Consider the following 24,122-nt stretch of genomic DNA (forward strand, 5'->3'; position numbering starts at 1 on the left):
ATGAAACAGTTATTTATTTTAAGTCTTGCAATCTGTCTGATGACAAGTTGCAGGATATATAAACCTTATTCTCGTCCGGAGGTCAATACGGACGGACTGTATCGGGATATGACAGTGGAAGATACGACAACAGTCGCTTCTCTTTCCTGGAAAGAACTTTTTACGGATAATTTATTACAGAACCTGATCGAAAGGGGATTGGAGTATAATACCGATCTGAATATCGCTCATCTGCGGGTGAAGGAAGCCGAAGCTGTCCTGATGAATGCCCGTCTTTCCTATCTTCCTTCTTTATCGTTGAATCCGGAGGGCGGAGTTAGCAGCTTCGATGGCTCTGCTCCTGGTAAGACGTATAATTTAGCTTTGTCGGCAAGCTGGGAAATAGATGTTTTCGGTAAAGTAACGAATGCGAAAAGAGGAGCGAAAGCTGCACTTGAAGGAAGCCGTGCGTATGAACAGGCTGTACAGACACAGTTGGTGGCTACCATCGCGAATAGTTATTATACTTTGTTGATGTTGGACAGACAACTTGTAATCAATAAAGAAACATTGGAAAGCTGGTCACGTACGGTAAAGACTTTGGAAGCATTGAAACGGGCAGGGGAATCGAATGATACTGCTATCCTTCAGGCAAAGGCAAATCATTTGGCACTCGAAGCTTCTATTCTATCCATACAGAAAAGTATCCGTGAAACGGAAAATAGTTTGTCTGTTTTACTGGCTATGGCACCACAAACGATTGAACGGAAGACGCTGGAGGAACAGTTGTTTCCGGAAGAACTAAAGGTCGGGGTTCCTTTGCAGCTTTTATCTAATCGTCCCGACATATGGCAGGCGGAATTTAACCTGATGCAGGCTTTTTATTCAACCAATGCAGCACGTTCAGCTTTTTATCCGAACATAATGCTTTCCGGTACTGCCGGATGGACAAATAACGGTAGCGGTGTGATTCTGAATCCCGGTAGTTTGTTATTGAGTGCAGTAGGATCGTTGGCACAACCATTATTTAATAAAGGTACGAATATCGCGAATCTGAAAGTGGCGAAAGCGCGGCAGGAAGAGGCCTCTCTTTCATTTCAACAATCTGTTTTGAATGCAGGAAAAGAAGTGAACGATGCTCTGGTGCAATGGCAGGTTGCCCAACAAAGGATAGAGATCGGAAAGCAGCAGGTTGGTGCTTTACAGGAAGCTGTACATAAAACGGAGTTATTGATGCAATATTCTTCTACGAATTATCTGGAAGTATTGACTGCACAAAAGTCCTTATTGGATGCGGAATTAGTACAGGCGCAGGATCAATTTGATAAAATACAAGGGGTTATTAACCTGTTCCATGCACTTGGTGGTAGTAGATTCCAGTAAACATAGGAATGGAAAGTTAACATTCTGATATATTTTATAGGACAATAAAAGGTAGATTTAAGTAATTTATTCGTAAACTTGTAACCCTAAATAAAAACGTTAAATTTAAAATTAAATCTCCAGTTTTATGACAGTAAAATCGTATATAGAATCCAATAAAGATCGTTTCCTGGAAGAGCTGTTCAGCTTGATCCGTATTCCGTCAATCAGTGCAAAACACGAACATAAACCGGATATGACAGCCTGTGCCCAGCGGTGGACAGAGTTGTTGTTGTCTTCCGGTGCAGACAAAGCGGTAGTTATGCCGACAGAAGGAAATCCGGTAGTTTATGGTGAAAAGATCATTTCGCCGGATGCACAGACCGTACTTGTTTATGCTCATTATGATGTAATGCCTGCCGAACCGTTGGAACTGTGGAAAAGCCAGCCGTTCGAACCGGAAATACGCGATGGTCGTATCTGGGCGCGTGGAGCCGATGATGATAAAGGCCAGTCGATGATGCAGGTGAAAGGTTTTGAGACAGCATTGAAGCTCGACCTGCTGAAATGTAACGTGAAGTTTATCTTTGAAGGAGAAGAAGAGATCGGTTCTCCCAGCCTGGAAACCTTCTGCCGCGAACATAAAGAATTGTTGAAAGCAGATGTGATCCTGGTATCTGATACCAGCATGGTTAGTTCTGAAACACCTTCATTGACAACCGGTTTGCGTGGTCTGGCCTATTGGGAAATCGAAGTGACGGGGCCTAACCGTGATTTGCATTCCGGTCATTTCGGTGGGGCAGTAGCTAACCCGATCAATGTATTATGTAAACTGATGGCGGATATAATCGATGCCGACGGACGTATCACGATCCCCGGATTCTATGATGATGTAGAAGAAGTTTCTCCGGCAGAACGGGAGATGATCGCACAGATCCCGTTCAATGAAGAAAAATATAAAGCGGCGATCGGTGTGGATGCCCTGTTCGGTGAAAAAGGTTATTCGACACTGGAAAGGAACAGTTGCCGTCCGTCATTCGACATCTGTGGTATTTGGGGTGGTTATACGGAAGAAGGAAGCAAGACTGTGTTGCCGTCGAAAGCCTATGCAAAAGTTTCCTGCCGGTTGGTTCCGCATCAGGATCATACGAAAATATCTCAGCTATTCGAAGATTATATAAACCAAGTGGCTCCTGCCTGTGTTAAGGTAAAAGTCACACCGAAACACGGTGGACAGGGTTATGTTTGTCCGATCGACCTGCCTGCTTACCAGGCAGCGGAGAGAGCCTGTACGGTTGCTTTCGGAAAGAAGCCGCTGGCTGTACGCCGTGGAGGAAGTATTCCTATTATCTCCACTTTCGAACAGGTATTAGGCATAAAGACCGTCCTGATGGGCTTCGGACTCGAACAGAACGCTATTCATTCTCCTAACGAGAGTTGCATGTTGGACTTCTTCTATAAAGGGATTGAATCGGTTGCCGAATTTTATAAAGAATACAAATGACACAAAATGAGATCGTAGCCCGTGCCTTATCGAATACAGGTATCGAGGCGTTGAATGAAATGCAGCAGGCCGTGCTCAATGCCGGTACAACCAAAGATATGGTTTTGCTTAGTCCTACGGGATCAGGTAAAACCCTGGCATTCCTGTTGCCTTTACTTACTACATTGACTGACGAGGAGAAAAAGATACAAGCGCTTATCATCGCTCCGTCGCGTGAACTGGCTTTACAGATAGAGACGGTATTCCGTTCTCTGGGTGCCGGATACAAGGTGAATTGCTGTTACGGCGGTCATCCGATCCGGACGGAAAAGAAGAGTCTGGAACATGCGCCGACCGTATTGATCGGAACTCCGGGACGAATTCTCGACCATCTGGAACGGGGTAATATCGATTTGGATACTGTCCGGACATTGATTCTGGATGAGTTCGATAAGTCTCTGGAATTAGGCTTCCAGGATGAGATGAAAGACATTCTGGCACACCTTCCGGGCGTGCGTCGCAGGGTGTTGACTTCGGCAACGGAAGCTGTCGAAATACCACCTTTTACCGGTATTACGGCACCGGTACGTTTGTCATTCCTGACAGGTGTAAAGGAAGCGAAAGGTTTGACTTTGCGTATCGTGAAATCTCCGATCAAGGATAAACTGGAAACGTTGTACAAACTGTTGGGCGAACTGAAAGGCGAATCGGCTTTGGTGTTTTGTAACCAGCGTGAGTCGGTGGAACGTGTCAGCAATTACCTGACCGAGATGGGTGTGGATAATGAATATTTCCACGGAGGTATGGAACAGCCGGAACGTGAACGAGCTTTGTTGCTTTTCCGTAATGGCAGTGCTTCTGTCTTTATTTCCACCGATCTGGCTTCCCGTGGACTGGATATTCCGGAAGTGAAGAATGTCATTCATTATCATCTCCCGATCAATGAAGAGGCGTTTATCCACCGAAACGGGCGAACGGCCCGTATGAATGCGGAAGGAAATGCCTTTATGATCCTGAACGAAGTGGAGACTGTCCCTGAATATATCACCCGTGAACCGGATGAGTTTTTCCTGCCGGAGAAAGCCAAGAAGCCTCTTCGTTCGGAATGGGTGACACTGACGATCAACCGCGGTAAACGGGACAAGCTGAGTAAAAAGGATGTTGTCGGTTTCCTTTTCCAGAAAGGCGGTTTGGAGAAAGAGGATCTCGGCGTTGTCGAAGTAAAGGAAAGTTGTGCTTATGCGGCAGTAAAACGCGATAAGAAAGCAGACTTGCTGGCACGTATCCGTGAAGAGAAGATAAAGAATATGAAAGCGAAATTTGTATGAGTATATTGATTAAAGAGGTAGAGCAGAATGGAGTTGCTACCGATATTTATATAGAAAACAAATACATCAAACAGATAGGTGCAAACCTTCCTGTGACGGCCGATACTGTTATAGACGGTCGTCGTAAAGCCGTAATTCCCGGTTTTGTGAATACACATGGTCATGCTGCAATGACTTTGTTTCGTGGTTTTGGCGACGATATGCCGCTGATGCCCTGGCTGGAAGAAAAGATATGGCCTAACGAAGCCAAGCTGACAAAAGAGGATGTTTATTGGGGAGCCAAACTAGCTTGTCTGGAAATGATAAAAAGCGGGACAACCACATTCTTTGATATGTATCATAAGTTCCATGCAACAGCAGAGGCTGTGGAAGAAATGGGGATCAGAGCCAACATCTCCAGTGCCTGCTTCGACCATTTTCAACCGGAGCTGGCAGAGAAAAGTAAAAAGACTGTCCAGAAGCTTTATGACGAGATGGACAGATATAGCACGCGTGTTCAGTTTTCTGTCGGTCCGCATGCTATTTATACTGTTTCCGGTGAATTGCTGCAGTGGGTACATGCTTTTGCAACAGAACATAATGTTTTGCTTCAGTTGCATCTGGCGGAAACGGAAGGAGAAGTGGAAAACTCTGTAAAACAATTCGGACTGACACCGGTACGTTATCTGTATAAACTGGGTGTATTATCTCCCAAATTACTTATTTCACACGGTATTTATATCGATAATGATGAAATCAGGATGCTGGCAGATCATGGAGTTAAAGTTGCCCATAATCCGGCTTCTAATATGAAGCTGGCATCAGGTATGCACTTCAAGTACAATGAAATGCTGAATGCTGGAATTACAGTCGGATTAGGGACGGACGGTTGTTCTTCCTCTAACAATCTGGATATGGTTGAAGCCATGAAGTTAGCCTCTTTGTTAGGAAAGGCCTGGCGGAAAGATCCGGAAGCTGTTACAGCCGGTGATATCTTTCATTCAGCCACGGAAAGTGGTGCTGTTATTGCGGGTCTTAAAGCAGGTCGGATAATAGAAGGTTATCTTGCCGATTTATCTTTAGTCGATTTGAATATACCGGCATTTACTCCAAACTTCAACTTTATCTCCAACCTGGTGTATGCCGCCAATGGTAATTGTATCGATACGGTTATTTGTAATGGAAAAGTCCTGATGCAAAACAAGAAAGTACCAGGTGAAGATGAGATCATGGAACGTGCGGCTCAAACTGCCTATGATTTAATGAAACGATAAATAATGTGATACGGCAATATTGACAATATGTCGATAATAGAAATGATTATGAACTATACGAACGAACAATATCAGGAAGCGGCAGCATTTATAGCTGCACGTATTACCGGGAATCCGGAAACAGCCATTATTCTGGGTAGTGGATTAGGATCTTTAGCCGACCGGATAGAGGAGGCTATTGTTATTCCTTATGCCGAAATCCCTCATTTCATGCATTCGACTGCTGCAGGACATAAAGGAAACTTTATCTGTGGTAAGTTAGGCGGAAAGCTGGTACTTGCTATGCAGGGACGCTTCCATTATTATGAAGGCTATTCCATGCAGCAGGTAACTTTTCCGGTTCGTGTAATGAAGTTGCTGGGTATTAAGAATCTGTTGGTGTCGAATGCTGCCGGTGGAATAAACAATACTTTCAAAGTGGGTGACCTGATGATCATTCGTGACCATATTAATATGATGCCGAACCCGCTGATTGGTCCGAATAATGAACTGTTCGGAACTCGTTTTCCGGATATGACCCGTGCTTATGATCGCGAATTTGTCCGTTTGGTGGAGGAGATTGCCGATTTGCACGCTATTTCTTTGAAAAAAGGAGTATATGTCGGATTGACCGGCCCGTCTTTTGAGACTCCTTCCGAATATACTTTTTATGGTCGCGTAGGAGGGGATGCCATCGGTATGAGTACGGTCCCTGAAGTTATTGTAGCGCGCCACGCCGGATTAAGAGTATTCGGAATGTCGGTTATCACGAATGAAGGATATCATTTTGCAGACGATTTTGTGAATGACGGAGCTGACGTAATCGTTGCAGCGAACAAGGCTGCAGCTGTTATGACAACTTTGTTCAGTGAATTGGTTTCCCGCATCTGATTTTTTTTTCAGAGTGGAAGTTGCTGTATTAAAATAAGATAGGATTTTGAACGGGTGAGGAAGGGAAAATTAGTATAAAAAAAGTATCTTCCGGTTTTGGAAAATAAAAAAATACCTATATCTTTGCACCCGTTATCGCGAAAGTAGCTCAGTTGGTAGAGCATAACCTTGCCAAGGTTAGGGTCGCGGGTTCGAATCCCGTCTTTCGCTCTCAGATAATAAGAGCGGTAAGAGGCCGCCTTTTTTATATAATGGAAATGCCCAGGTGGCGGAATTGGTAGACGCGCACGTTTCAGGTGCGTGTGTCGCAAGGCGTGCAGGTTCGAGTCCTGTTCTGGGCACCATTGGCGCGGATGGTGAAATTGGTAGACACGCTACTTTGAGGGGGTAGTGCCGGTTCCGGTGTGTGAGTTCGAATCTCATTCCGCGCACCATTCTTATAAAAAGTTGTCCGTAAAATTAATTGCAGAGATTAATTTTACGGACATTTTTGTTTTTATACGGTTGCTCTTCTATTTTAATCCTTTGATCTTCTGAATCAACTCTTTGGCGGAAATATCCAGAGATTCAACAGACATCCAGACAACTTTGTTATCCGGATTAATAACATATATTCGCGGAATAGTATTGTTGGCGAAGAGAGAGAAAACGTCACCATGAGTAGGATCTATATAGAAAGGCATTGTAAATTGATTGTCTTTCCAGTATTTGGATACGGTTTCGGTTGGTTCTTCACGTGAGATCGTTACCAATAAAAATTTAGGGTCGTCTTTTAGTTCTTTCCATACTTCTTCTATCACTGGCAATACCTTTTTGCAGTCAGGGCAATATGTTCCGAAAAACACCAGTAAAGACTCTTTGCCGAGAAACTGTTTAGAGTTGAATGTTTCCCCTTGAGCATCCTCTACGACAAATGGAGGGACTTGGTCGTTGATATTGACGTAGTTAATGGCGCCTTCGTCTCCATCCTCTTTGATACAGGAAGAAAGTAGGAGAGACAGTGAGAATATGAATAGATATGTTTTATTGATATTCATGTGTTGTATAATTTTAGTTTACGAAGATAAACAATGTCTTTTAATCTATGAAAGAAAAAGGACCGCCGTTTTGTAGATTTCACAACCTGTTATCAAAATGGACAGTCCTTTAAAGCAGCATCCCCTTTTTACCGCTTTATAATTACTAGTTCGCGATAATCTTTGCAATTTTTACTTACCACCGAGAATGGTTTTGATCAAATAAAATTGATTCGGATTCACATGTACTTGAGGTGAGGATGCCCGCTTGCTACTGGTATATAACATCTGTCCCCAGAGATTATATATCTGCAAGTTTTCGATGATCCTGTCTGAGATTTTATGTAGGGTTCCATTGTTCTTTCGCCTTTTATTCAAAAGTAAAAATATAGTCTTCTTTTTGATAAAAGACACCCAATAGCAAGTATTTAAATATGTATAAATAGCAAACTGAAAAAAGTAGGAATTTATTTACCGCCTATTTTGATGAATTAGGGAGCCTTCTTGCAAATGTTACGATTTCTGTCATTGAAAATGACAAACTATATTCTTTTAGTTGTTTTGATATAGATAAAATGATGCTGAATGTAAATATGGCTGTTTTTTATATCTTATTCATTAACAAACCGGATCTCTGGCCATATTATTTTTTTTAATGTAAAAATGGTCTGTTGTTTTATTTTTATATAGTCTGGTTTCCTGTGAATCTGACAGTTATATTTGTGATAACAAGAACGACAACCATTCCGGATTATCCGGAAAAACAGATTGATCTATGAAAAAGGATTTATTATATGATACTATCCTGAATGCAATACGGGAAAAGATTCCCAATAGGATCATACTTGCAAATACACTTGCAGAGCTGTTGAATATTGAGAAGGAGGCTGTCTATCGCCGTTTACGTGGCGAGGTTGCATTTTCTTTTGTCGAGATTGCTACAATATCGAGTTCTCTGGGCATTTCGCTCGATAATATAGTGGGGGCACGTTATATTAACAGTCGTCCTTTCCAGTTGAAGCTGGTAGAATATATTGATCCGGTAGACGTTGATTATCGTATGCTTGAACATTATATCTATATATTGAATTTGGGTAAGGATGATCCTAATTCGAAAGTGATGGATTGTACCAGTATTTTACCGCAATCGCTTTACCTGAACTATAAAACGATTGCACGTTTTTTTCTTTTTAAATGGATGTATCAGTGTAAAGATTTTGATGTAGTCCTGCGTTTTAAGGATATTCGTCCAACCGAACGGTTACTGAAAATACAGGAAAGGAGCGCTGCCTCCTCTCAATTGATCAGGCAAACATATTATGTATGGGATCCTCTGATATTTCATTACCTGGCCAATGATCTTAATTACTTTTTAAGTATCAATCTCTTGGAGCAGGAGGAAATGCAATTATTAAAAGAGGAACTGCTTTTATTTTTGGATGATATGGAAATTCTTGCAGCCCAGGGTAAATACTTTGAAACAGGCAACAGTATTTTCTTTTATATATCGAATATTAATTTTGATACCAGCTATCGTTGTGTGGAGGTTAAGCAATTTCGTGTTAGCCTGATTCGGGCATTCACCTTGAACGCTGCTGCCTCCCTGGATAAGAAAACGTATGAACGTATAAATAATTGGATTCAGGCAGTATTGAGATCGTCGACCATGATTTCCGTAAGTGGTGCAAAGCAACGCATACAATTTTTTGAAGAGCAGCGTGTAATTATAAATACTTTATAAACTTTTATGCGAAGAGAGTTATATATTATTAACGAAGGAACCATATTTTATAGGGTCACCCAAATTCAAAGGCTACTTGTTTTATTAGTCTTTTTTTAGATGACAATTATCCTGTTGTCAGGTTATTAAGGGCCATTTTTATAAGTTCCTTATCTATCTTTGCGTGAGAAAACGGTGAGTCCATTAATATCAAAACTTATAATTCTGTGGCATGAAAAAGGATCTTTTGTATGATAATCTACTCAATGCGGTCAGAGAGAAAATCCCCCAGAGAACAGTCCTTGTAAATACACTGGTCGATTTGTTGTGTATCGAAAAGGAAGCTGTTTACAGGCGTTTAAGAGGAGAGGTTGCTTTTACATTTGCAGAGATTGTCACAATAGCGAATGAATTCGGAATTTCTTTAGATAATCTGATCGGTACGGTAACAGCAAAAAGCAGACCGTTCCAGTTAAAACTGGTAGACTTTGTAAATCCGGTCGATATCGATTACGAAATGCTTGAGCAATATATTGATATACTTGGTTTGGCACGTGAAGATGAGCAATCGGAACTGATCGATTGTACGAATATCCTTCCGCAACAACTTTACATGAAATATAAGTATATCTCCCGTTTTTATCTTTTCAAGTGGATGTATCAGTGTGGAGGCCCCGGAAAGTCAAAGCGTTTTCAGGATATTGATGTAACGGAACGTTTTGAAGGAATACAACTGGCAGGGGTAGACGAGTCGAGATACATCCGGAATACTTATTACATACTTGATCCCTTGATCTTTCATTATTTGGTGAATGATATCAATTATTTTCAGAGCATCCATCTGATTACAGTTGAAGAAGTAAGATTGCTGAAAGAAGAGTTATTGAAGCTTCTCAATGAAATGGAAGTACTGGCTACCCATGGCTATTTTGAAGAGACCGGAAATAAAGTTTTTCTTTATATATCGAGTGTTAATTTTGACACCAGTTATTGGTGTGTACAGGTGAAAAATTATCATATCAGTATGATAAAAACCTTTATACTCAGCTCGGTAGCTTCACTTGATGAAGGTACCTACGATAAGTTACGCAAATGGCTACGTGCTCTGATCCGTTCTTCTATTATGATTTCGGTAAGTGGAGAAAGACAACGAATACTATTCTTTGAAAAGCAACGCGAACTGATCAGTAACTTATAATACCAAGATTATAAGAAACTTAAATGATATAAAGACGCTTTGTATCAATCGAAAGAGAAAAAAATATAGAAAATAGTTCCTAAATATTTGGAACGTATTATTCTTTTCTCTACTTTTGCACCCGTAAACAAGAGAGGCCAAGGCATTGAAAAGCAAGACTGGGAAAGGTTTTGGCGTTGATTTTGATTTATTGGAGAGATGGCAGAGTGGTCGATTGCGGCGGTCTTGAAAACCGTTGAACCGAGAGGTTCCTGGGGTTCGAATCCCTATCTCTCCGCAAAGCAGCATAAAAGCTGCTTTTTTGTTTTATGGAGGGCCGTATGTCCTTCTCCAACCTTCCCAAAAGGAGAGATGCTCGAGTGGTTGAAGAGGCACGCCTGGAAAGCGTGTAAACCCCTAAAGGGTTTCGCGGGTTCGAATCCCGCTCTCTCCGCGTAATTCCTTTTATTCTTATCATTTTATCCATTTTAAATTATCAGATATCCGAAGTTTGTTAACCTTTCGGGACTGATTTTTGTTTTATATTTGTGTGTAACATTCTTTTCAGAGAATAGGAATACAAATCATATATATATTCAAGATTTATGAAGAATGTAGTTATAGCTCTAGTATTAATGATAAGTGGTGTATTTATGTGTAATGCACAAAATGAAACAAGTAAAAAATCAAATAAACAAAATGATATGTTAATGAAGAATCTAAGTGAGATATACTTTGCAGGAGGTTGTTTCTGGGGTACAGAGCATTTCATGAAACAGATCAACGGTGTGAAAAGTACAGAAGTGGGTTATGCCAACGGTCATACGACAAATCCGACCTATCAGCAAGTTTGTACAGGTGATACAGGTTTTGCTGAAACCGTAAAAGTAAGTTATGATCCACAGGAAGTAGACCTTGCACTTTTGATAGACCTGTATTTTAAGACGATCGATCCGACCAGCCTGAATCGCCAGGGAGGTGATCGAGGGACACAATACCGTACTGGAATTTACTATACTGACAATAATAATCTGCCAATAATAGTGCAGGCAATAAAAGATTTGTCCGTAAATTATAAGAAACCGATTGTAGTTGAAGTGGAGCCTTTGTCTAATTTCTATAAAGCGGAGGGATATCATCAGGATTACTTGGATAAAAACCCGGGAGGATATTGTCATATCGATCCGTCATTGTTTGAATATGCCAAAAAAGCGAATGCCAATGTAGTCAAAGGGGTTACTTACCAAAAACCGGATGATGCCACTTTGCGTAAGAGATTATCCGACGAACAGTATGCCGTAACCCAAAAGAATGCAACCGAACATCCTTTCCGTAACGAATACTGGAATGAATTCCGAGAAGGTATTTATGTCGATATTACCACAGGAGAACCTTTGTTTATATCTACCGATAAATTCGACTCCGGTTGCGGTTGGCCCAGCTTTTCTAAACCAATCGACAAGAATCTGATAAAAGAAAACCTGGATAAATCCCATGGAATGACACGAGTAGAGGTGCGCAGTTATACAGGCGATGCTCACTTGGGACATGTGTTTACCGATGGTCCGTCCGAACTGGGTGGATTACGCTATTGCATTAATAGTGCTTCCCTGCGGTTTATTCCCAAAGATAAAATGGAAGAGGAGGGATATGGCAAATATCTCCATTTATTAGATAAATAGCCTGAATAATTGCAAAGAAGTGATGAAAATACTATCTTCGTGACTTGTTAACAAATGACTGATGTGAAGAAATGAAGAAGTGTTTTTATCTCATTGTGACCTTATTGTGTGTTTCTCTGTCTGCAACTGCCGCTCCCATATCCCGTATTAAGGGAAAAATTGTGGATGCCGGGACCAATAAGCCATTAGATTTTGCAGATGTTCTTCTTTTTAAGAAAGGAGATACCAATCCTGTGTTCCATGCTTTGCCCGATGTGGATGGTAGCTTTGGAATTGCAGATATAAAAAACGGTGAATATAACCTGATGATCCGTCTGGTAGGTTACGACCTGTTTACCCGGCTGGATATTGTCTTATCCTCTTCGTCTTCAGTGGTCGATCTGGGTACGATTGCCATGAATCCGCTGGAAGTAGGCCTGGCAGAGGTTGAAGTGGTGGCCCAAAAGAAGCAGGTGATATACAAACTGGATAAGAAAGTGATCGAAGCTTCGTCGAATATGCTGGCAAGCGGCGGTACGGCTGTCGATATCCTGGAGAATACACCGTCTATTCGTGTAGATGCAGAAGGGGAAGTATCCTTCCGCGGAAGTACCGGATTTACAGTTTATGTGGACGGAAAGCCAAGTGTGTTCAGTGGTACGCAGGCTTTGGAACAAATACCTTCCGGACATATTGAAAACATAGAGATTATCACAACCCCCTCTGCCCGGCATGATACGGGAGGCGATGTGGGTATCATCAATATCATTACAAAGAAGCATGCACAACATGGGTTCAGCGGTATGGTCAACCTGACTGGAAGTACTTTTCTCTCCCGGGGGGTAGACTTCTTACTAACCCAACAGAACAAAGCTTCCCGTCTGTATTTCGGCGGTGGATGGACCGACCGTTTGCGTAAGAGCCATTTCGATCAGGAAAAGACAACGATCGTAGCCGATACAGCAACGACATCACATTCCAACGGTCCACGCGAAAGTAATAACTTCAACTATTCTCTGAAAGCCGGCTGGATGTATACATTACCGAACACAACCTTCAATGTAGATCTGGAAGGTGGCTACGGTGGACGTACCCGCAAAGGAGACCTGGATTATACCGAAGAACGTGTCGTCAATAATAAACCTTTTGCCAACGGCGATTATTATAGTCGCGACGATTACGATCTCCACGAAACATATTTCCAGGGAAACGTAGGTTTCGATCATAAATTCAATGATAAAGGTCACCAACTGACCGGCAGCTTTTACCTCAAATATGGTGGTAATGCCATGGAGTATTTCCAGAGCGACCTGTTCAATAAAAAGAATGAGCGCGAGCAAGGTCACCGGGCCTGGGAGGACGAACATCGTTGGACGGTGCGTGGAAACCTTGATTACATCTATCCGTACAGCAAAACCGGACATATCGAAGCCGGTTACCAATATTTTTCTTATCTGGAGGATGGCGATTACAGCATGCAGTTCTGGAGTCCGGAGAAAAAAGAATTCTACTGGCGCGACGATATTTATAATACCTTCTATTTCCAGCACGAGATCAATTCGATCTATGCTATTGTGGGCGATAGTTATAAATCATTCGACTTTCAGGCTGGAGTAAGAGGGGAACATACGCATCGTGTGCTTCGCAGCTCCATCCCCGGCAAAGACCGTGAATATAATAAGTTCGAATTCTTTCCTTCGGTCCATTTAGGATATACTTTCCCGAAAGATCATAAACTGATGGCTTCCTATTCACGTCGTATCACGCGACCGGAGCTTTTCTTTATGGAACCTTATATTACCTATCGCGATTACTACTCTGCGGAGATCGGTAACCCGGATATCCGTTCCGAATACATTAACTCCTTTGAACTCAACTATAAGAAGAATATAGGCGAACATACCGTTTCCGCCACAGTGTTCCATCGTAGCCGTAAAGACAAGATTGAACGTCTGCGTGTCCCTTATGAGGCAGGTGTAACGCTCGACTCTATGGCCAATGTCGGTCACGACTATTCAACCGGGCTGGAACTGAGCGGCCAGGTACAGTTGACCCGTTGGTGGAATGTGAATCTGAACGGTAGCCTGTATCATTATAAGGTAAAGAACCAGTATAAGTTGAACGGTACGAACGAAAAAAGTACCAACTACGATATTATCTGGAACAATGCTTTCGATCTGGGTAAATCCACCCGTATCCAACTGGATGGAAACTTCGTGGGGCCTTCCGTAACCACGCAGGGACGTACAGATGCTTTCTGGTATGTCAATCTGGCGGTCCGTCAGCAGTTGATGAAACGTAAACTTTCGGCTACACTGGCTTTTCGTGACGTGTTCAACTCGGCCCGTTATGTAAGTAAGATCACCACATCCGACTTACAATCGATTACCCGCATCCGTCCGAATTACCCGCTTATCACTCTGACGTTAAGTTACACCTTCAATAACTTTAAAGCAAAGTCTTCGCAAAAGAAGGAAGATCACGACCTCTTTGAAGGGACGAATCATTAATACAAACCTGCTTCTCTTTTGTTATATTGAACAATAATAAAAGGAGAAGTAGTATGTATACTGTATCAGTATATATTATCTACAGAATAGCTCTATCAAATTTGAAACATATTTTGTCATTTTTATAAGTTTGAAAAATAGAGGGATATCTATTTTTGCTTTCATCCATTCTTAGATCGGTTATTATGAAAGCAAAATTAGTTATCCCTTCTTTTCTGTTAAGTGTGGCGACTATGTCTGCCTGGGCACAGGTCCCTACCCAATCATCTGTAACACATGTCACGATATCCGGCTATGTCGGAGAGCGTATCGACGATTGTATCGAACATCGTGTGAAAACACAGGATGTCGATCATCTGGTAGAACCATTCCGACACCGGGAAGAAAAATCGCGCTGGCAATCGGAGTTCTGGGGAAAATGGATACAGGGTGCGATCGCTTCTTATCGCTATAATCAAGACCCGGAACTTTATCAGATCATAAAAGATGCGGCTGAATCGTTGATGAAAACCCAGACGATGGACGGATATATCGGTAATTATGCACCGGATGCACAGTTACAGCAATGGGATATATGGGGTAGGAAATATACCACGCTGGGATTGATCGCCTGGTATGATCTTTCCGGCGATAAGAAAGCATTGAATGCTGCCTGTCGTGTCGTGGATCATTTGATGACACAGGTAGGGCCCGACAAAGTGAATATAGTCTCGACGGGTAATTATATAGGAATGCCTAGTTCCTCTATTCTGGAGCCGGTCATGTATTTGTATAACCGGACAAAAGAAACACGTTATCTGGATTATGCGAAGTATATAGTGGAACAATGGGAAACGCCGGAAGGTCCGCAATTGATCAGCAAGGCGATTGCCGATATTCCTGTCGCTAGCCGTTTTCCACATCCTAAAGTATGGTTTTCACGTGAAAACGGGCAGAAAGCCTATGAGATGATGTCATGCTACGAAGGTTTATTGGAACTATATAAAGTGACGGGTAATCCACTTTATCTGTCTGTTGTGGAAAAAACGGTAGGGCATATTGTACGGGAGGAGATTAATATAGCCGGGTCGGGGAGTGCATTTGAATGTTGGTATAGTGGGAAAGTACGTCAGACAATCCCTACTTACCATACGATGGAAACCTGTGTAACTTTTACATGGATGCAGCTATGTAACCGTTTGTTACAAATGACCGGAAATTCCCTCTATGCAGATTACATGGAAAGCGCCATCTATAACGCTTTAATGGCATCCCTGAAAGCCGATGCTTCACAGATAGCCAAATATAGTCCCCTGGAAGGTTGTCGTCATGAAGGAGAAGAGCAGTGTGGCATGCATATCAATTGTTGTAATGCGAATGGACCACGGGCATTTGCCATGATACCGCAATTTGCCTATCAGGTGAAGGATGATTGCATCCGGGTAAATTTCTACGGAGAATCGGAAGCGGAGATAATGTTGCCAGGGAAAAAGAATGTAAAGCTAAGACAGGTAACAGATTATCCGGTTGCGGATGAAATAATACTTCAGGTGGAGTTGGCAAAAGAGAGTTCGTTTACGATTGCATTGCGCATTCCGGCGTGGAGTCGTCTGGCTACGGTTCAGGTTAATGGAGAATCGGTAGAAGATGTATTGCAAGGAGCTTATCTGCCTATAACCCGGAAATGGAAAGCGGGAGATAAGATTACAGTCCGGTTAGACCTGCGTGCTCGTTTGGTGGAGATGAACCAGGCACAGGCCATTGTACGGGGGCCTTTGGTGCTGGCGCGCGACAGCCGTTTTAATGATGGGTTTATAGATGAAACGACAGTTGTCGTAAGTAAAGATGGCTATGTGGAGCTAACCCCGGTCAAAGCGCCTGATTTTGCGTGGATGACATTTACGGCACCACTGATCTTAGGAACCGATCTGGAAGGCAATAGTGTTGCACGTCCTATTCATTTCTGTGATTTTGCATCGGCAGGCAATACCTGGGACAAGTCACAACGTTACCGTGTATGGCTGCCCAGGACATTGAATGTGATGCATGCTCCTTATAAACCGTATTAATATTAATGTGCCCTTTCCCTAAACTCGGAGGGCGTTACGCCCTCTTTCTTTTTAAAGAAGGTAGAGAACTGGCCTGCATTCTCAAATTTCAGGTTATATGCGATCTCGGAGATATTCAGGTTACTTCCCGTAAGAAGTTCTTTGGCACGGAGGAGCTTTTGTTGCAACTGGTATTGGGCAGGTGAGACGCCAGTATATTCTTTAAACATACGGCGGAACCAGGAATAACCTAATCCTAATTGTGAAGCAATCTCTTCCGGCGACATCGGGTTTTCGATCTGCTCTTTCATCAGGATGCGGGCTTCGTTGATCTTGTCTACTACGTATGTATTCGTAAACGAACTATTCTTTTTCTTATAATAAACCGTTCCTAATATATGGAGTACGATACTGGATATCATCTGTTGATATCCCGATTTCTCCTGTGAGGCAAACTTTAATATATCTTCATATAACCCTACAATAGTGGCACTTAATCCGATTTTATGAAGCGGTTCTTCTTTTGTGAAGAAACGCTTTTCCACTCGTTTGTCTATATGTATACCACGAAATCCGACCCAATATTCATCCCATCCTGTGTCTTTATCCGGATAATAGCTATGCCATTCACCCGGGAAAAGCAGGATCATGGTACCGGCATTTATTTTTTGCATTTTGCAGGACTGGGAGGAGAAGTAGCCGCTTCCTTTCGTTATATAGACAAGCTGGTATTCGTTAAGGATACGTCCTGTCTGCGGTTTAAAATTATAGCTATCCGGATGGCAGGATAACGGATACTGACCTTTAGGAGGGATAAATTGATAACCGATGGTGGTGACAATAATTCCCCAGTCTTCGTCTGATGCTCCGATAGTCAGATAACGCAGTTGGTCGCTGATGTGTTTATTCATGTCAGAATTGAAAGGTTTAAAATCATTTTCGTAAGCAAATATAGTAATTAACCATATACTTTTGCTATCAATAAACAAATAACTTTGTTATATCATGAAGAAACATACCTTTTTAGCGTTTGATATAGGTGCAACCAGCGGACGAGCTGTCCTGGTAGTACTAATTAATGGCAAATTTGAAATGCGGGAGATTCACCGTTTCCCAAATAACCTGCTCGAATTACATGGGAAATACTACTGGAATATATATAGTCTGTATGAAGAACTAAAGAAAAGCCTTTCTCTTTGTGCACAGCAACATATCGTACCCGATTCGATCGGTATCGATACCTGGGGTGTCGATTTTGGTTATCTGGCCTCGGACGGCTCTTTATTGGGATTACCCCGGGCTTACCGTGATCCGTATACGGAAGGGGCACCGGAGGACTATTTTCGGCTGGTTTCACGGGAAGAGGTATATCGTCTGACCGGGATTCAAATTATGAACTTTAATAGTCTTTTTCAGCTTTACTGCGCCCGACAGGAGGAATATGCTCCTTTGAAAAATGCTAAAGAAATACTTTTCATACCTGATCTATTATCTTATCTATTAACGGGTAACAAAGTCTGTGAATATACTGATGCTTCTACTTCCCAACTATTGAATCCGGTTACCCGACAATTTGAAGCCTCCTTGCTGGAAGCTGCGGGGGTATCGCCTTCTATCGTGCGGCAGGTGGTATTACCCGGAACACTTGTAGGCGAACTGACAGATGCACTAGCTGAAGAGACCGGTGTCGGCAAAGTTCCTGTGATTGCTGTGGCAGGCCACGATACGGCATCGGCAGTAGCTGCTGTTCCTGCTCAGGATATACATTTTGCTTATTTAAGTAGTGGTACCTGGAGCTTGATGGGGATCGAATCGGAAGAACCTATAATTACAAAAGAATCATACGAAAATAATTTCACGAACGAAGGTGGTATTGAAGGTACGATCCGGTTTCTGAAGAATATTACGGGTATGTGGCTGTTGGAACAATGTCGGAAGGAATGGGAAAAGGCCGGTCGTACTTATACGTATCCGCAGATCGTACAGATGGCCGAGCAGGCAGTACCTTTTGTACGCTTCGTTAATCCGGATGATCCCCGTTTTGCTAATCCATCCTGTATGACTAAAGCTATTGTGGAGTATTGTGAAGAAACAGGGCAATCAATACCGGTAACGGATGCCGAGTTTATCCGTTGTATTTTCGAAAGTCTGGCACTTCGTTATAATGAAGTGATCCGGATGCTGAAAGAGATGGCTCCTTTCCGTATCGACCGTCTGCATGTGATAGGAGGAGGTTCAAAAAATGCTTTATTAAATCAATTTACAGCGAATGCGATCGGCATGCCGGTAATAGCCGGGCCGTCGGAAGCTACTGCTATTGGAAACGCAATGATCCAGGCACGTTCAGCAGGTATTGTCTCTACCCGCTGGGAAATGCGCCGGTTGATAGCCGATTCTATCCAAACGGAAACATTCATGCCACAGGATGAATCGATTTGGAAAGAAGTGTATGAACGATATATTCAGATAGTAAAACAATAAAAAACGAATATCATGAACACAGAAAAAAATGTAAAACAAGCCTTTGAGTTGGCGGCAGCACGTTATGCAGCCTTGAATGTCGATGTAAACAGTGCATTGGAGAAGTTACAAAAAATCAGCCTATCGCTTCATTGCTGGCAGGCGGATGATGTGACAGGCTTTGAAAACCCGGATGGATCGCTTTCGGGAGGTATACAGGTGACAGGTAATTATCCCGGTAAAGCCCGGAATATAGACGAGTTGCGTGCCGATGTGTTGAAAGCAAACTCTTTTATTCCTGGTACTCATCGATTGAACCTGCATGAGATATACGGTGACTTCGGCGGAAAGAAAGTTGACCGTGATGAAGTGGAGCCGGCTCATTTCCAAAGTTGGATGGAATGGGGGAAAGAAAATAATATGAAACTCGATTTCAACTCTACTTCTTTCTCGCATCCGAAGAGTGGGAACCTGACATTAGCAAATCCGGACAAGTCGATCCGTGATTTCTGGATCGAACATACGAAACGTTGCCGTGCCGTCAGTGAAGCGATGGGTGAATTCCAGAATGATCCTTGTATGATGAACCTGTGGATACATGACGGTTCGAAAGAGGTGCCGGCCAGCCGTATCCAATATCGTCAGTTATTGAAGGATTCGTTGGACGAGATATTTGCAACCGACTATAAAAATATGAAGGACTGTATCGAAGCTAAACTGTTCGGTATCGGCCTGGAAAGTTATACAGTAGGTTCGTATGATTTCTACCTGGGGTATGGCGCGAAGAACAACAAGATCGTTACATTGGATACTGGTCATTTCCATCTGACGGAAAGTATTGCCGACAAGATTTCGTCGATGTTGTTGTTTACTCCGGAGATCATGCTTCATGTAAGTCGTCCGATCCGTTGGGATAGCGACCATGTAGTTATCCTTAGTGATGATTTGTTGGATCTTTCCCGCGAGATAATCCGTTGCAATGCGTTGGATCGTGTACATATCGGCCTTGATTATTTCGATGCAACGATCAACCGGATCGGAGCTTATGTGATCGGATGCCGTGCCACCCAAAAAGCATTCTTACAAGCTTTGCTCGAACCGTCTGCCACGCTGCAACAGTATGAAGCTGAAGATAAATTATTTGAACGCCTGGCCTTGCAGGAAGAATTGAAGAGCCTTCCATGGAATGCCGTATGGGATATGTTCTGTCTGAAAAACGATGTACCTGTAGGTGAAGACTATATCGGCGAAATAGAAAAATATGAAGCGCAGGTAACAAGCAAACGATAATTTCATGAATATACTAATAGGTTTATTAATCATAGCCGTCGGTAGCCTGGGACAAAGCAGTTCGTATGTGCCGATCAATAAGGTGAAGAACTGGAGCTGGGAAAGCTTTTGGCTGATACAGGGTATCTTTGCCTGGCTCGTCTTCCCGTATCTGGGGGCACAACTGGCTATTCCTGAAGGACAGAGCTTGACAGAGTTGTGGAGCGCCGGAGGTAGTACCGGTGCTTTGATCTACGGAATGTTGTGGGGAGTCGGAGGTTTGACCTTCGGCCTTAGCATGCGTTATCTGGGAATCGCGTTGGGACAAAGTATTGCACTTGGTACCTGTGCCGGTTTCGGTACGCTTTTTCCGGCAGTATTCGGAGGAACGGATTTATTTCATGGTGACGGATTGATCCTTTTACTGGGTGTTTGCGTAACGTTGGCTGGTATCGCAGTGATCGGTTATGCCGGTAGCCTGCGAGCCCGGAACATGACAGACGAGGAGAAGAAGGCGGCAGTGAAAGATTTTGCCCTGACAAAAGGGTTACTGGTTGCGCTGTTGGCGGGTGTGATGAGTGCCTGTTTTAACCTGGGGCTTGAGTCCGGAACTCCGATACTGGAAAAGGTAAAAGCTTCCGGTTCCAGCGAACTGTTTGCACTTAATCCGGTAATCCTTTTGGTTACAATGGGTGGTTTCCTGACGAATGCCGTATATTGCCTGTTCCAGAATATAAAAAATAAATCAGGAAAGGATTATTTCTCCGTTACAGGAAAGATATTACTGAATAATGTCTTATTTTGTGCGTTGGCTGGTGTCCTGTGGTATTCGCAGTTCTTCGGATTGGGGATGGGGAAAAGCTATTTTGCAGACTCACCCGTCATGCTTGCCTTCTCGTGGAGTATCCTGATGTCGCTGAATGTCATATTCAGTAATATGTGGGGAATCGTATTGAACGAATGGAAAGGTGTCAGCAGGAAAACGATCATTGTTTTAATATCCGGGATGTGTATCCTGATATTTTCATTGTTATTACCTAACTTATTAGGATAATAAATAACAAAAACGATCGTTGGCAATACTCCCGAAGGCTTGTGAGTGGCAAAAATGATCATTGGCAACACTGCCGGAGGCTTGTAAACGATAAAAGAGATCGTTGGCAACACTTCCGAGGACTTGTGAATGATAAAAACGATCGTTGGCAACACTCCCAAGGCTCAGGAAATAGTAAAAACGATCGTTGGCAATACTTTCAATCCTTTCGGAGCTAAAAAACGATTGTTTTCATAACTCCGGAGGCCTTGTACGGTCTGAGAACAATAAACTTAAGATGATTTTTTAAAATATATCAAGTAAAAAATGACAACAATTAGAAACAACAGCCCTCTGATGGCTGAAATAGGACGTATCGCCGAAGTGGCCGGTTATCTTTGGACTAAAGGATGGGCCGAACGTAACGGCGGGAATATCTCTGTGAACCTGACCGGTTTGCTGACTGACGAAGAAATGGCATTGCCGGCACTGGCTCCGGCTATCGAATTGCAGGAAGCTATGACCTCTCTCGGTGGAAATGTATTTTATGTTACCGGAACAGGTAAACGCATGCGTTATGTGGCACAAGATCCCTTTGCCAACGGTGCGCTGATACGTATAGCAGCCGATGGGAAAAGCTATGATATCATTGCCGAACAACCTGTCAGGCCGACATCAGAATTGCCTTCTCACCTGATGATGCATAATTATCTTCGTTCGTTGGGACGCGACAACAGAGTCGTTCTGCATACACATCCGACCGAACTGATCGGTATGACGCATTGCAAACCTTTTCTCGATTCGAAGGTAATAACCCGTACTTTATGGAGTATGATTCCCGAGTGTCGTATCATTGTGCCGAAAGGGGTAGGGATTGTTCCTTATGAAATCCCCGGAACGATCGAACTGGCACATGCCACGATCCGGCAACTCGAAAAGCATGATGTCGTATTCTGGGAAAAACACGGAATCCTGGCAGTGGGTGAAGACCTGATCGAATGCTTCGATGCTATCGATACACTGAGTAAATCAGCCCAGATTTATATCAGTGCCCGTATGGCCGGATATGAACCGATAGGAATGACCGACCAGCAACTGGACGATCTCGTTCCAGCTTTTGGATTATAAACAAATGATAATCGAAAGATGTGTCGGAAATGTGTTTCTGACACATCTTTCGATTATTCAAACTAGTTTGTGAAAAAGACCATGAAAAAGATACTTATACTCTTTACTTTATTTTGTATCCTGTCGGCAACAGCCCAGCAGCGGGACAGTCGTGTACGCGAATATCTTTCTCCAACGCGTATCGTATGGCAGCAACACAGCGAACAAATACAAGATGCCGATAATTTGCTTTTACCGGGCAACGGACAGGCTGGATTGGTCAATCGTGCAATCTGTAAATTAAAAAGTACTGCACAGCAACATCCCGCTATTCTATTTGATTTTGGCAAAGAGCTGCAAGGTGGTATCCAACTTGTGACAGGAGGTTTCCCAGTCAACAAACCTATATCTGTGCGTATCCGCCTGGGAGAATCCGTAAGTGAAGCCATGTGTGAGATCGATGGAAAGAATGGGGCGAGTAACGACCATGCCATGCGCGATTTTATCGTTTCGCTTCCCTGGATGGGAGTGATGGAAGTGGGCAATTCCGGCTTTCGCTTTGCCCGTATCGACCTTGTTGACGATTCTACCGAACTCCATTTGAAAGAGGTGCGTGCTATTTCCACCTATCGGGATATACCTTATAAAGGATCATTCCGAAGCAGCGACGACCGTCTGAATAAGATCTGGCAGACCGGAGCTTATACCGTACACCTGAATATGCAGGAATATTTATGGGATGGCATCAAACGCGACCGTCTGGTCTGGCTGGGAGATATGCATCCGGAAGTAATGACTGTCAATACCGTTTTCGGCTATAACGAGGTAGTCCCTAAAAGTCTGGATCTGATCCGTGAAGCGACTCCGCTTCCCGACTGGATGAACGGAATCAGTGCTTATTCAATCTGGTGGTTACTGATCCAGCGCGATTGGTATTATTATCAGGGAGACGAGGCTTATCTGAAAGAACAACAACCTTATCTGAGTGGCCTTTTACGTCAGTTGGTATCGAAGGTAGATGCCAGCGGACATGAGAAGCTGGATGGATGGCGCTTTCTGGATTGGCCTTCCAGTGAGAATCCGGAAGCGATCAATGCCGGTTTGCAAGCATTGGTTTTGCAAGCGATGAAAGCCGGTGACGAACTGTGTACTGTTTTAGGAGATGAAACCCTGGCTACCGAATGCCGGGAAACAGCAAAAAGAATGATAAAGGTTGCCCCTCAGGTAACAAAAACATTACTTAAGTCGAAAATAGCACCGGACGCACCAGGCTCTAAACAGGCTGCTGCTTTACTGGCATTGGCCGGATTGATGAAACCGGAAGAGGCTGATAAAAAATATCTTTCGGTAAACGGAGCGCAAGGATTTTCTACTTTCTATGGCTATTATATGTTGCGTGCCATGGCAACGGCTGGCAACTATCAGGGTGCAATAGATGTGATCCGTCAGTATTGGGGAGCGATGATCGACCTGGGAGCTACTACGTTCTGGGAAGATTTTAATATGACCTGGTTACCTGATGCGGCGGGTATCGACGAACTTGTTCCGGAAGGGAAGAAAGACATTCATGGCGATTATGGTGACTATTGCTATAAAGGCTTCCGTCATAGTTTATGTCATGGCTGGGCTTCCGGTCCAACAGCTTGGTTGAGCGAATATGTACTGGGTGTACAGGTGGTGGAACCTGGTTGTCGTGTAGTTCGTATCACTCCGCATTTGGGAGATTTGGATTGGGTGGAAGGAACTTTCCCTACACCTGAAGGAATCATTACTATCCGTCATGAAAAAGGAACGGACGGCAAGATAAAGAGCGATATAAAAGCTCCGGCAGGCATACAAGTTATCCTGGAAAATGATAAATAGTATA

The 24,122-nt window shown here is 43.1% G+C and carries 17 protein-coding genes and 5 tRNA genes; 20 read left to right on the plus strand and 2 right to left on the minus strand.

Annotated features, from left to right (window positions below; genetic code table 11):
• The 8 genes from BQ7394_RS10160 to BQ7394_RS10195 all read left to right on the plus strand — a co-directional run bounded on the left by BQ7394_RS10160 (position 1) and on the right by BQ7394_RS10195 (position 6,709).
• Positions 1 to 1,362, plus strand: coding sequence for an efflux transporter outer membrane subunit (locus BQ7394_RS10160; RefSeq protein ID WP_075557340.1), 1,362 nt, complete (start codon positions 1 to 3; stop codon positions 1,360 to 1,362).
• A gap of 127 nt (positions 1,363 to 1,489) precedes the next feature.
• Positions 1,490 to 2,845 carry a dipeptidase gene (locus tag BQ7394_RS10165; RefSeq protein WP_075557341.1) on the plus strand — a complete coding sequence of 452 codons (1,356 nt, stop codon included), beginning with the start codon at positions 1,490 to 1,492 and terminating at the stop codon, positions 2,843 to 2,845.
• A complete protein-coding gene (locus BQ7394_RS10170; protein WP_075557342.1) occupies positions 2,842 to 4,152 on the plus strand; it encodes a DEAD/DEAH box helicase in 1,311 nt (436 codons plus the stop codon). Before BQ7394_RS10165 ends, BQ7394_RS10170 begins: the two co-directional genes overlap by 4 nt.
• Positions 4,149 to 5,405, plus strand: a complete 1,257-nt coding sequence (locus tag BQ7394_RS10175) for an amidohydrolase (RefSeq protein ID WP_075557343.1) — start codon at positions 4,149 to 4,151, stop codon at positions 5,403 to 5,405. Before BQ7394_RS10170 ends, BQ7394_RS10175 begins: the two co-directional genes overlap by 4 nt.
• 48 nt (positions 5,406 to 5,453) lie before the next feature.
• Positions 5,454 to 6,275 (plus strand): purine nucleoside phosphorylase I, inosine and guanosine-specific, encoded by an 822-nt coding sequence (locus BQ7394_RS10180; RefSeq protein WP_075559965.1) that lies wholly within the window; start codon positions 5,454 to 5,456, stop codon positions 6,273 to 6,275.
• Between the two features lie 137 nt (positions 6,276 to 6,412).
• A tRNA-Gly gene (locus BQ7394_RS10185) sits at positions 6,413 to 6,485 on the plus strand.
• Positions 6,486 to 6,534: 49 nt separating this feature from the next.
• A tRNA-Leu gene (locus tag BQ7394_RS10190) sits at positions 6,535 to 6,619 on the plus strand.
• 3 nt (positions 6,620 to 6,622) lie between these two features.
• Positions 6,623 to 6,709: transfer RNA gene (locus BQ7394_RS10195), tRNA-Leu, on the plus strand.
• Between the two features lie 78 nt (positions 6,710 to 6,787).
• Here BQ7394_RS10195 and BQ7394_RS10200 read toward each other — a convergent pair.
• Positions 6,788 to 7,312, minus strand: a complete 525-nt coding sequence (locus tag BQ7394_RS10200) for a TlpA family protein disulfide reductase (protein ID WP_075557344.1) — start codon at positions 7,310 to 7,312, stop codon at positions 6,788 to 6,790.
• A 754-nt stretch (positions 7,313 to 8,066) separates the two neighbouring features.
• On the opposite strand from BQ7394_RS10200, the gene BQ7394_RS10205 reads away from it, so the two are divergent.
• The 7 genes from BQ7394_RS10205 (at position 8,067) to BQ7394_RS10235 (ending at position 16,407) form a co-directional block, all read left to right on the plus strand.
• The gene (locus tag BQ7394_RS10205; protein ID WP_075557345.1) at positions 8,067 to 9,032 is read left to right on the plus strand and encodes a hypothetical protein; all 966 of its coding nucleotides are present in this window, start codon (positions 8,067 to 8,069) and stop codon (positions 9,030 to 9,032) included.
• Positions 9,033 to 9,243: 211 nt separating this feature from the next.
• The gene (locus BQ7394_RS10210; protein ID WP_075557346.1) at positions 9,244 to 10,209 is read left to right on the plus strand and encodes a helix-turn-helix domain-containing protein; all 966 of its coding nucleotides are present in this window, start codon (positions 9,244 to 9,246) and stop codon (positions 10,207 to 10,209) included.
• 192 nt (positions 10,210 to 10,401) lie between these two features.
• Positions 10,402 to 10,486 (plus strand) — tRNA-Ser (locus tag BQ7394_RS10215).
• Between the two features lie 68 nt (positions 10,487 to 10,554).
• A tRNA-Ser gene (locus tag BQ7394_RS10220) sits at positions 10,555 to 10,642 on the plus strand.
• Positions 10,643 to 10,841: 199 nt separating this feature from the next.
• Positions 10,842 to 11,870, plus strand: coding sequence for a peptide-methionine (R)-S-oxide reductase MsrB (msrB, locus tag BQ7394_RS10225; protein WP_075559966.1), 1,029 nt, complete (start codon positions 10,842 to 10,844; stop codon positions 11,868 to 11,870).
• Positions 11,871 to 11,941: 71 nt separating this feature from the next.
• Positions 11,942 to 14,359, plus strand: coding sequence for a TonB-dependent receptor (locus BQ7394_RS10230; RefSeq protein ID WP_075557347.1), 2,418 nt, complete (start codon positions 11,942 to 11,944; stop codon positions 14,357 to 14,359).
• A 233-nt stretch (positions 14,360 to 14,592) separates the two neighbouring features.
• The gene (locus BQ7394_RS10235) at positions 14,593 to 16,407 is read left to right on the plus strand and encodes a glycoside hydrolase family 127 protein (RefSeq protein ID WP_235848828.1); all 1,815 of its coding nucleotides are present in this window, start codon (positions 14,593 to 14,595) and stop codon (positions 16,405 to 16,407) included.
• A gap of 2 nt (positions 16,408 to 16,409) precedes the next feature.
• Here BQ7394_RS10235 and BQ7394_RS10240 read toward each other — a convergent pair whose 3' ends face one another.
• Positions 16,410 to 17,297 carry an AraC family transcriptional regulator gene (locus BQ7394_RS10240; RefSeq protein WP_075559967.1) on the minus strand — a complete coding sequence of 296 codons (888 nt, stop codon included), beginning with the start codon at positions 17,295 to 17,297 and terminating at the stop codon, positions 16,410 to 16,412.
• Positions 17,298 to 17,391: 94 nt separating this feature from the next.
• On the opposite strand from BQ7394_RS10240, the gene BQ7394_RS10245 reads away from it, so the two are divergent.
• From BQ7394_RS10245 to BQ7394_RS10265, 5 genes are all read left to right on the plus strand, one after another.
• The gene (locus BQ7394_RS10245; RefSeq protein WP_075557349.1) at positions 17,392 to 18,867 is read left to right on the plus strand and encodes a rhamnulokinase; all 1,476 of its coding nucleotides are present in this window, start codon (positions 17,392 to 17,394) and stop codon (positions 18,865 to 18,867) included.
• A 12-nt stretch (positions 18,868 to 18,879) separates the two neighbouring features.
• Positions 18,880 to 20,136, plus strand: coding sequence for an L-rhamnose isomerase (locus tag BQ7394_RS10250; protein ID WP_075557350.1), 1,257 nt, complete (start codon positions 18,880 to 18,882; stop codon positions 20,134 to 20,136).
• A 4-nt stretch (positions 20,137 to 20,140) separates the two neighbouring features.
• Positions 20,141 to 21,169 carry an L-rhamnose/proton symporter RhaT gene (rhaT, locus tag BQ7394_RS10255; RefSeq protein ID WP_075557351.1) on the plus strand — a complete coding sequence of 343 codons (1,029 nt, stop codon included), beginning with the start codon at positions 20,141 to 20,143 and terminating at the stop codon, positions 21,167 to 21,169.
• A 306-nt stretch (positions 21,170 to 21,475) separates the two neighbouring features.
• On the plus strand, positions 21,476 to 22,276 hold the full coding sequence (rhaD, locus tag BQ7394_RS10260; protein ID WP_075557352.1) for a rhamnulose-1-phosphate aldolase: 801 nt from the start codon (positions 21,476 to 21,478) through the stop codon (positions 22,274 to 22,276).
• Between the two features lie 81 nt (positions 22,277 to 22,357).
• Positions 22,358 to 24,118 (plus strand): alpha-L-rhamnosidase-related protein, encoded by a 1,761-nt coding sequence (locus BQ7394_RS10265; RefSeq protein ID WP_075557353.1) that lies wholly within the window; start codon positions 22,358 to 22,360, stop codon positions 24,116 to 24,118.
• The last annotated feature ends 4 nt before the right edge of the window (positions 24,119 to 24,122 follow it).

It is taken from the genome of Parabacteroides timonensis (assembly GCF_900128505.1).
Lineage (GTDB): Bacteria > Bacteroidota > Bacteroidia > Bacteroidales > Tannerellaceae > Parabacteroides > Parabacteroides timonensis.

Bases quoted from the DNA above. Each gene is read 5' to 3' on its own strand.
- rhaT (WP_075557351.1), top strand. From the start codon at position 20,141: ATGAATATACTAATAGGTTTATTAATCATAGCCGTCGGTAGCCTGGGA.
- BQ7394_RS10250 (WP_075557350.1), top strand. From the start codon at position 18,880: ATGAACACAGAAAAAAATGTAAAACAAGCCTTTGAGTTGGCGGCAGCA.
- BQ7394_RS10205 (WP_075557345.1), top strand. From the start codon at position 8,067: ATGAAAAAGGATTTATTATATGATACTATCCTGAATGCAATACGGGAA.
- msrB (WP_075559966.1), top strand. From the start codon at position 10,842: ATGTGTAATGCACAAAATGAAACAAGTAAAAAATCAAATAAACAAAAT.
- rhaD (WP_075557352.1), top strand. From the start codon at position 21,476: ATGACAACAATTAGAAACAACAGCCCTCTGATGGCTGAAATAGGACGT.
- BQ7394_RS10240 (WP_075559967.1), bottom strand. From the start codon at position 17,297: ATGAATAAACACATCAGCGACCAACTGCGTTATCTGACTATCGGAGCA.
- BQ7394_RS10210 (WP_075557346.1), top strand. From the start codon at position 9,244: ATGAAAAAGGATCTTTTGTATGATAATCTACTCAATGCGGTCAGAGAG.
- BQ7394_RS10165 (WP_075557341.1), top strand. From the start codon at position 1,490: ATGACAGTAAAATCGTATATAGAATCCAATAAAGATCGTTTCCTGGAA.
- BQ7394_RS10180 (WP_075559965.1), top strand. From the start codon at position 5,454: ATGAACTATACGAACGAACAATATCAGGAAGCGGCAGCATTTATAGCT.
- BQ7394_RS10265 (WP_075557353.1), top strand. From the start codon at position 22,358: ATGAAAAAGATACTTATACTCTTTACTTTATTTTGTATCCTGTCGGCA.
- BQ7394_RS10245 (WP_075557349.1), top strand. From the start codon at position 17,392: ATGAAGAAACATACCTTTTTAGCGTTTGATATAGGTGCAACCAGCGGA.
- BQ7394_RS10175 (WP_075557343.1), top strand. From the start codon at position 4,149: ATGAGTATATTGATTAAAGAGGTAGAGCAGAATGGAGTTGCTACCGAT.
- BQ7394_RS10200 (WP_075557344.1), bottom strand. From the start codon at position 7,312: ATGAATATCAATAAAACATATCTATTCATATTCTCACTGTCTCTCCTA.
- BQ7394_RS10235 (WP_235848828.1), top strand. From the start codon at position 14,593: ATGTCTGCCTGGGCACAGGTCCCTACCCAATCATCTGTAACACATGTC.
- BQ7394_RS10170 (WP_075557342.1), top strand. From the start codon at position 2,842: ATGACACAAAATGAGATCGTAGCCCGTGCCTTATCGAATACAGGTATC.
- BQ7394_RS10230 (WP_075557347.1), top strand. From the start codon at position 11,942: ATGAAGAAGTGTTTTTATCTCATTGTGACCTTATTGTGTGTTTCTCTG.
- BQ7394_RS10160 (WP_075557340.1), top strand. From the start codon at position 1: ATGAAACAGTTATTTATTTTAAGTCTTGCAATCTGTCTGATGACAAGT.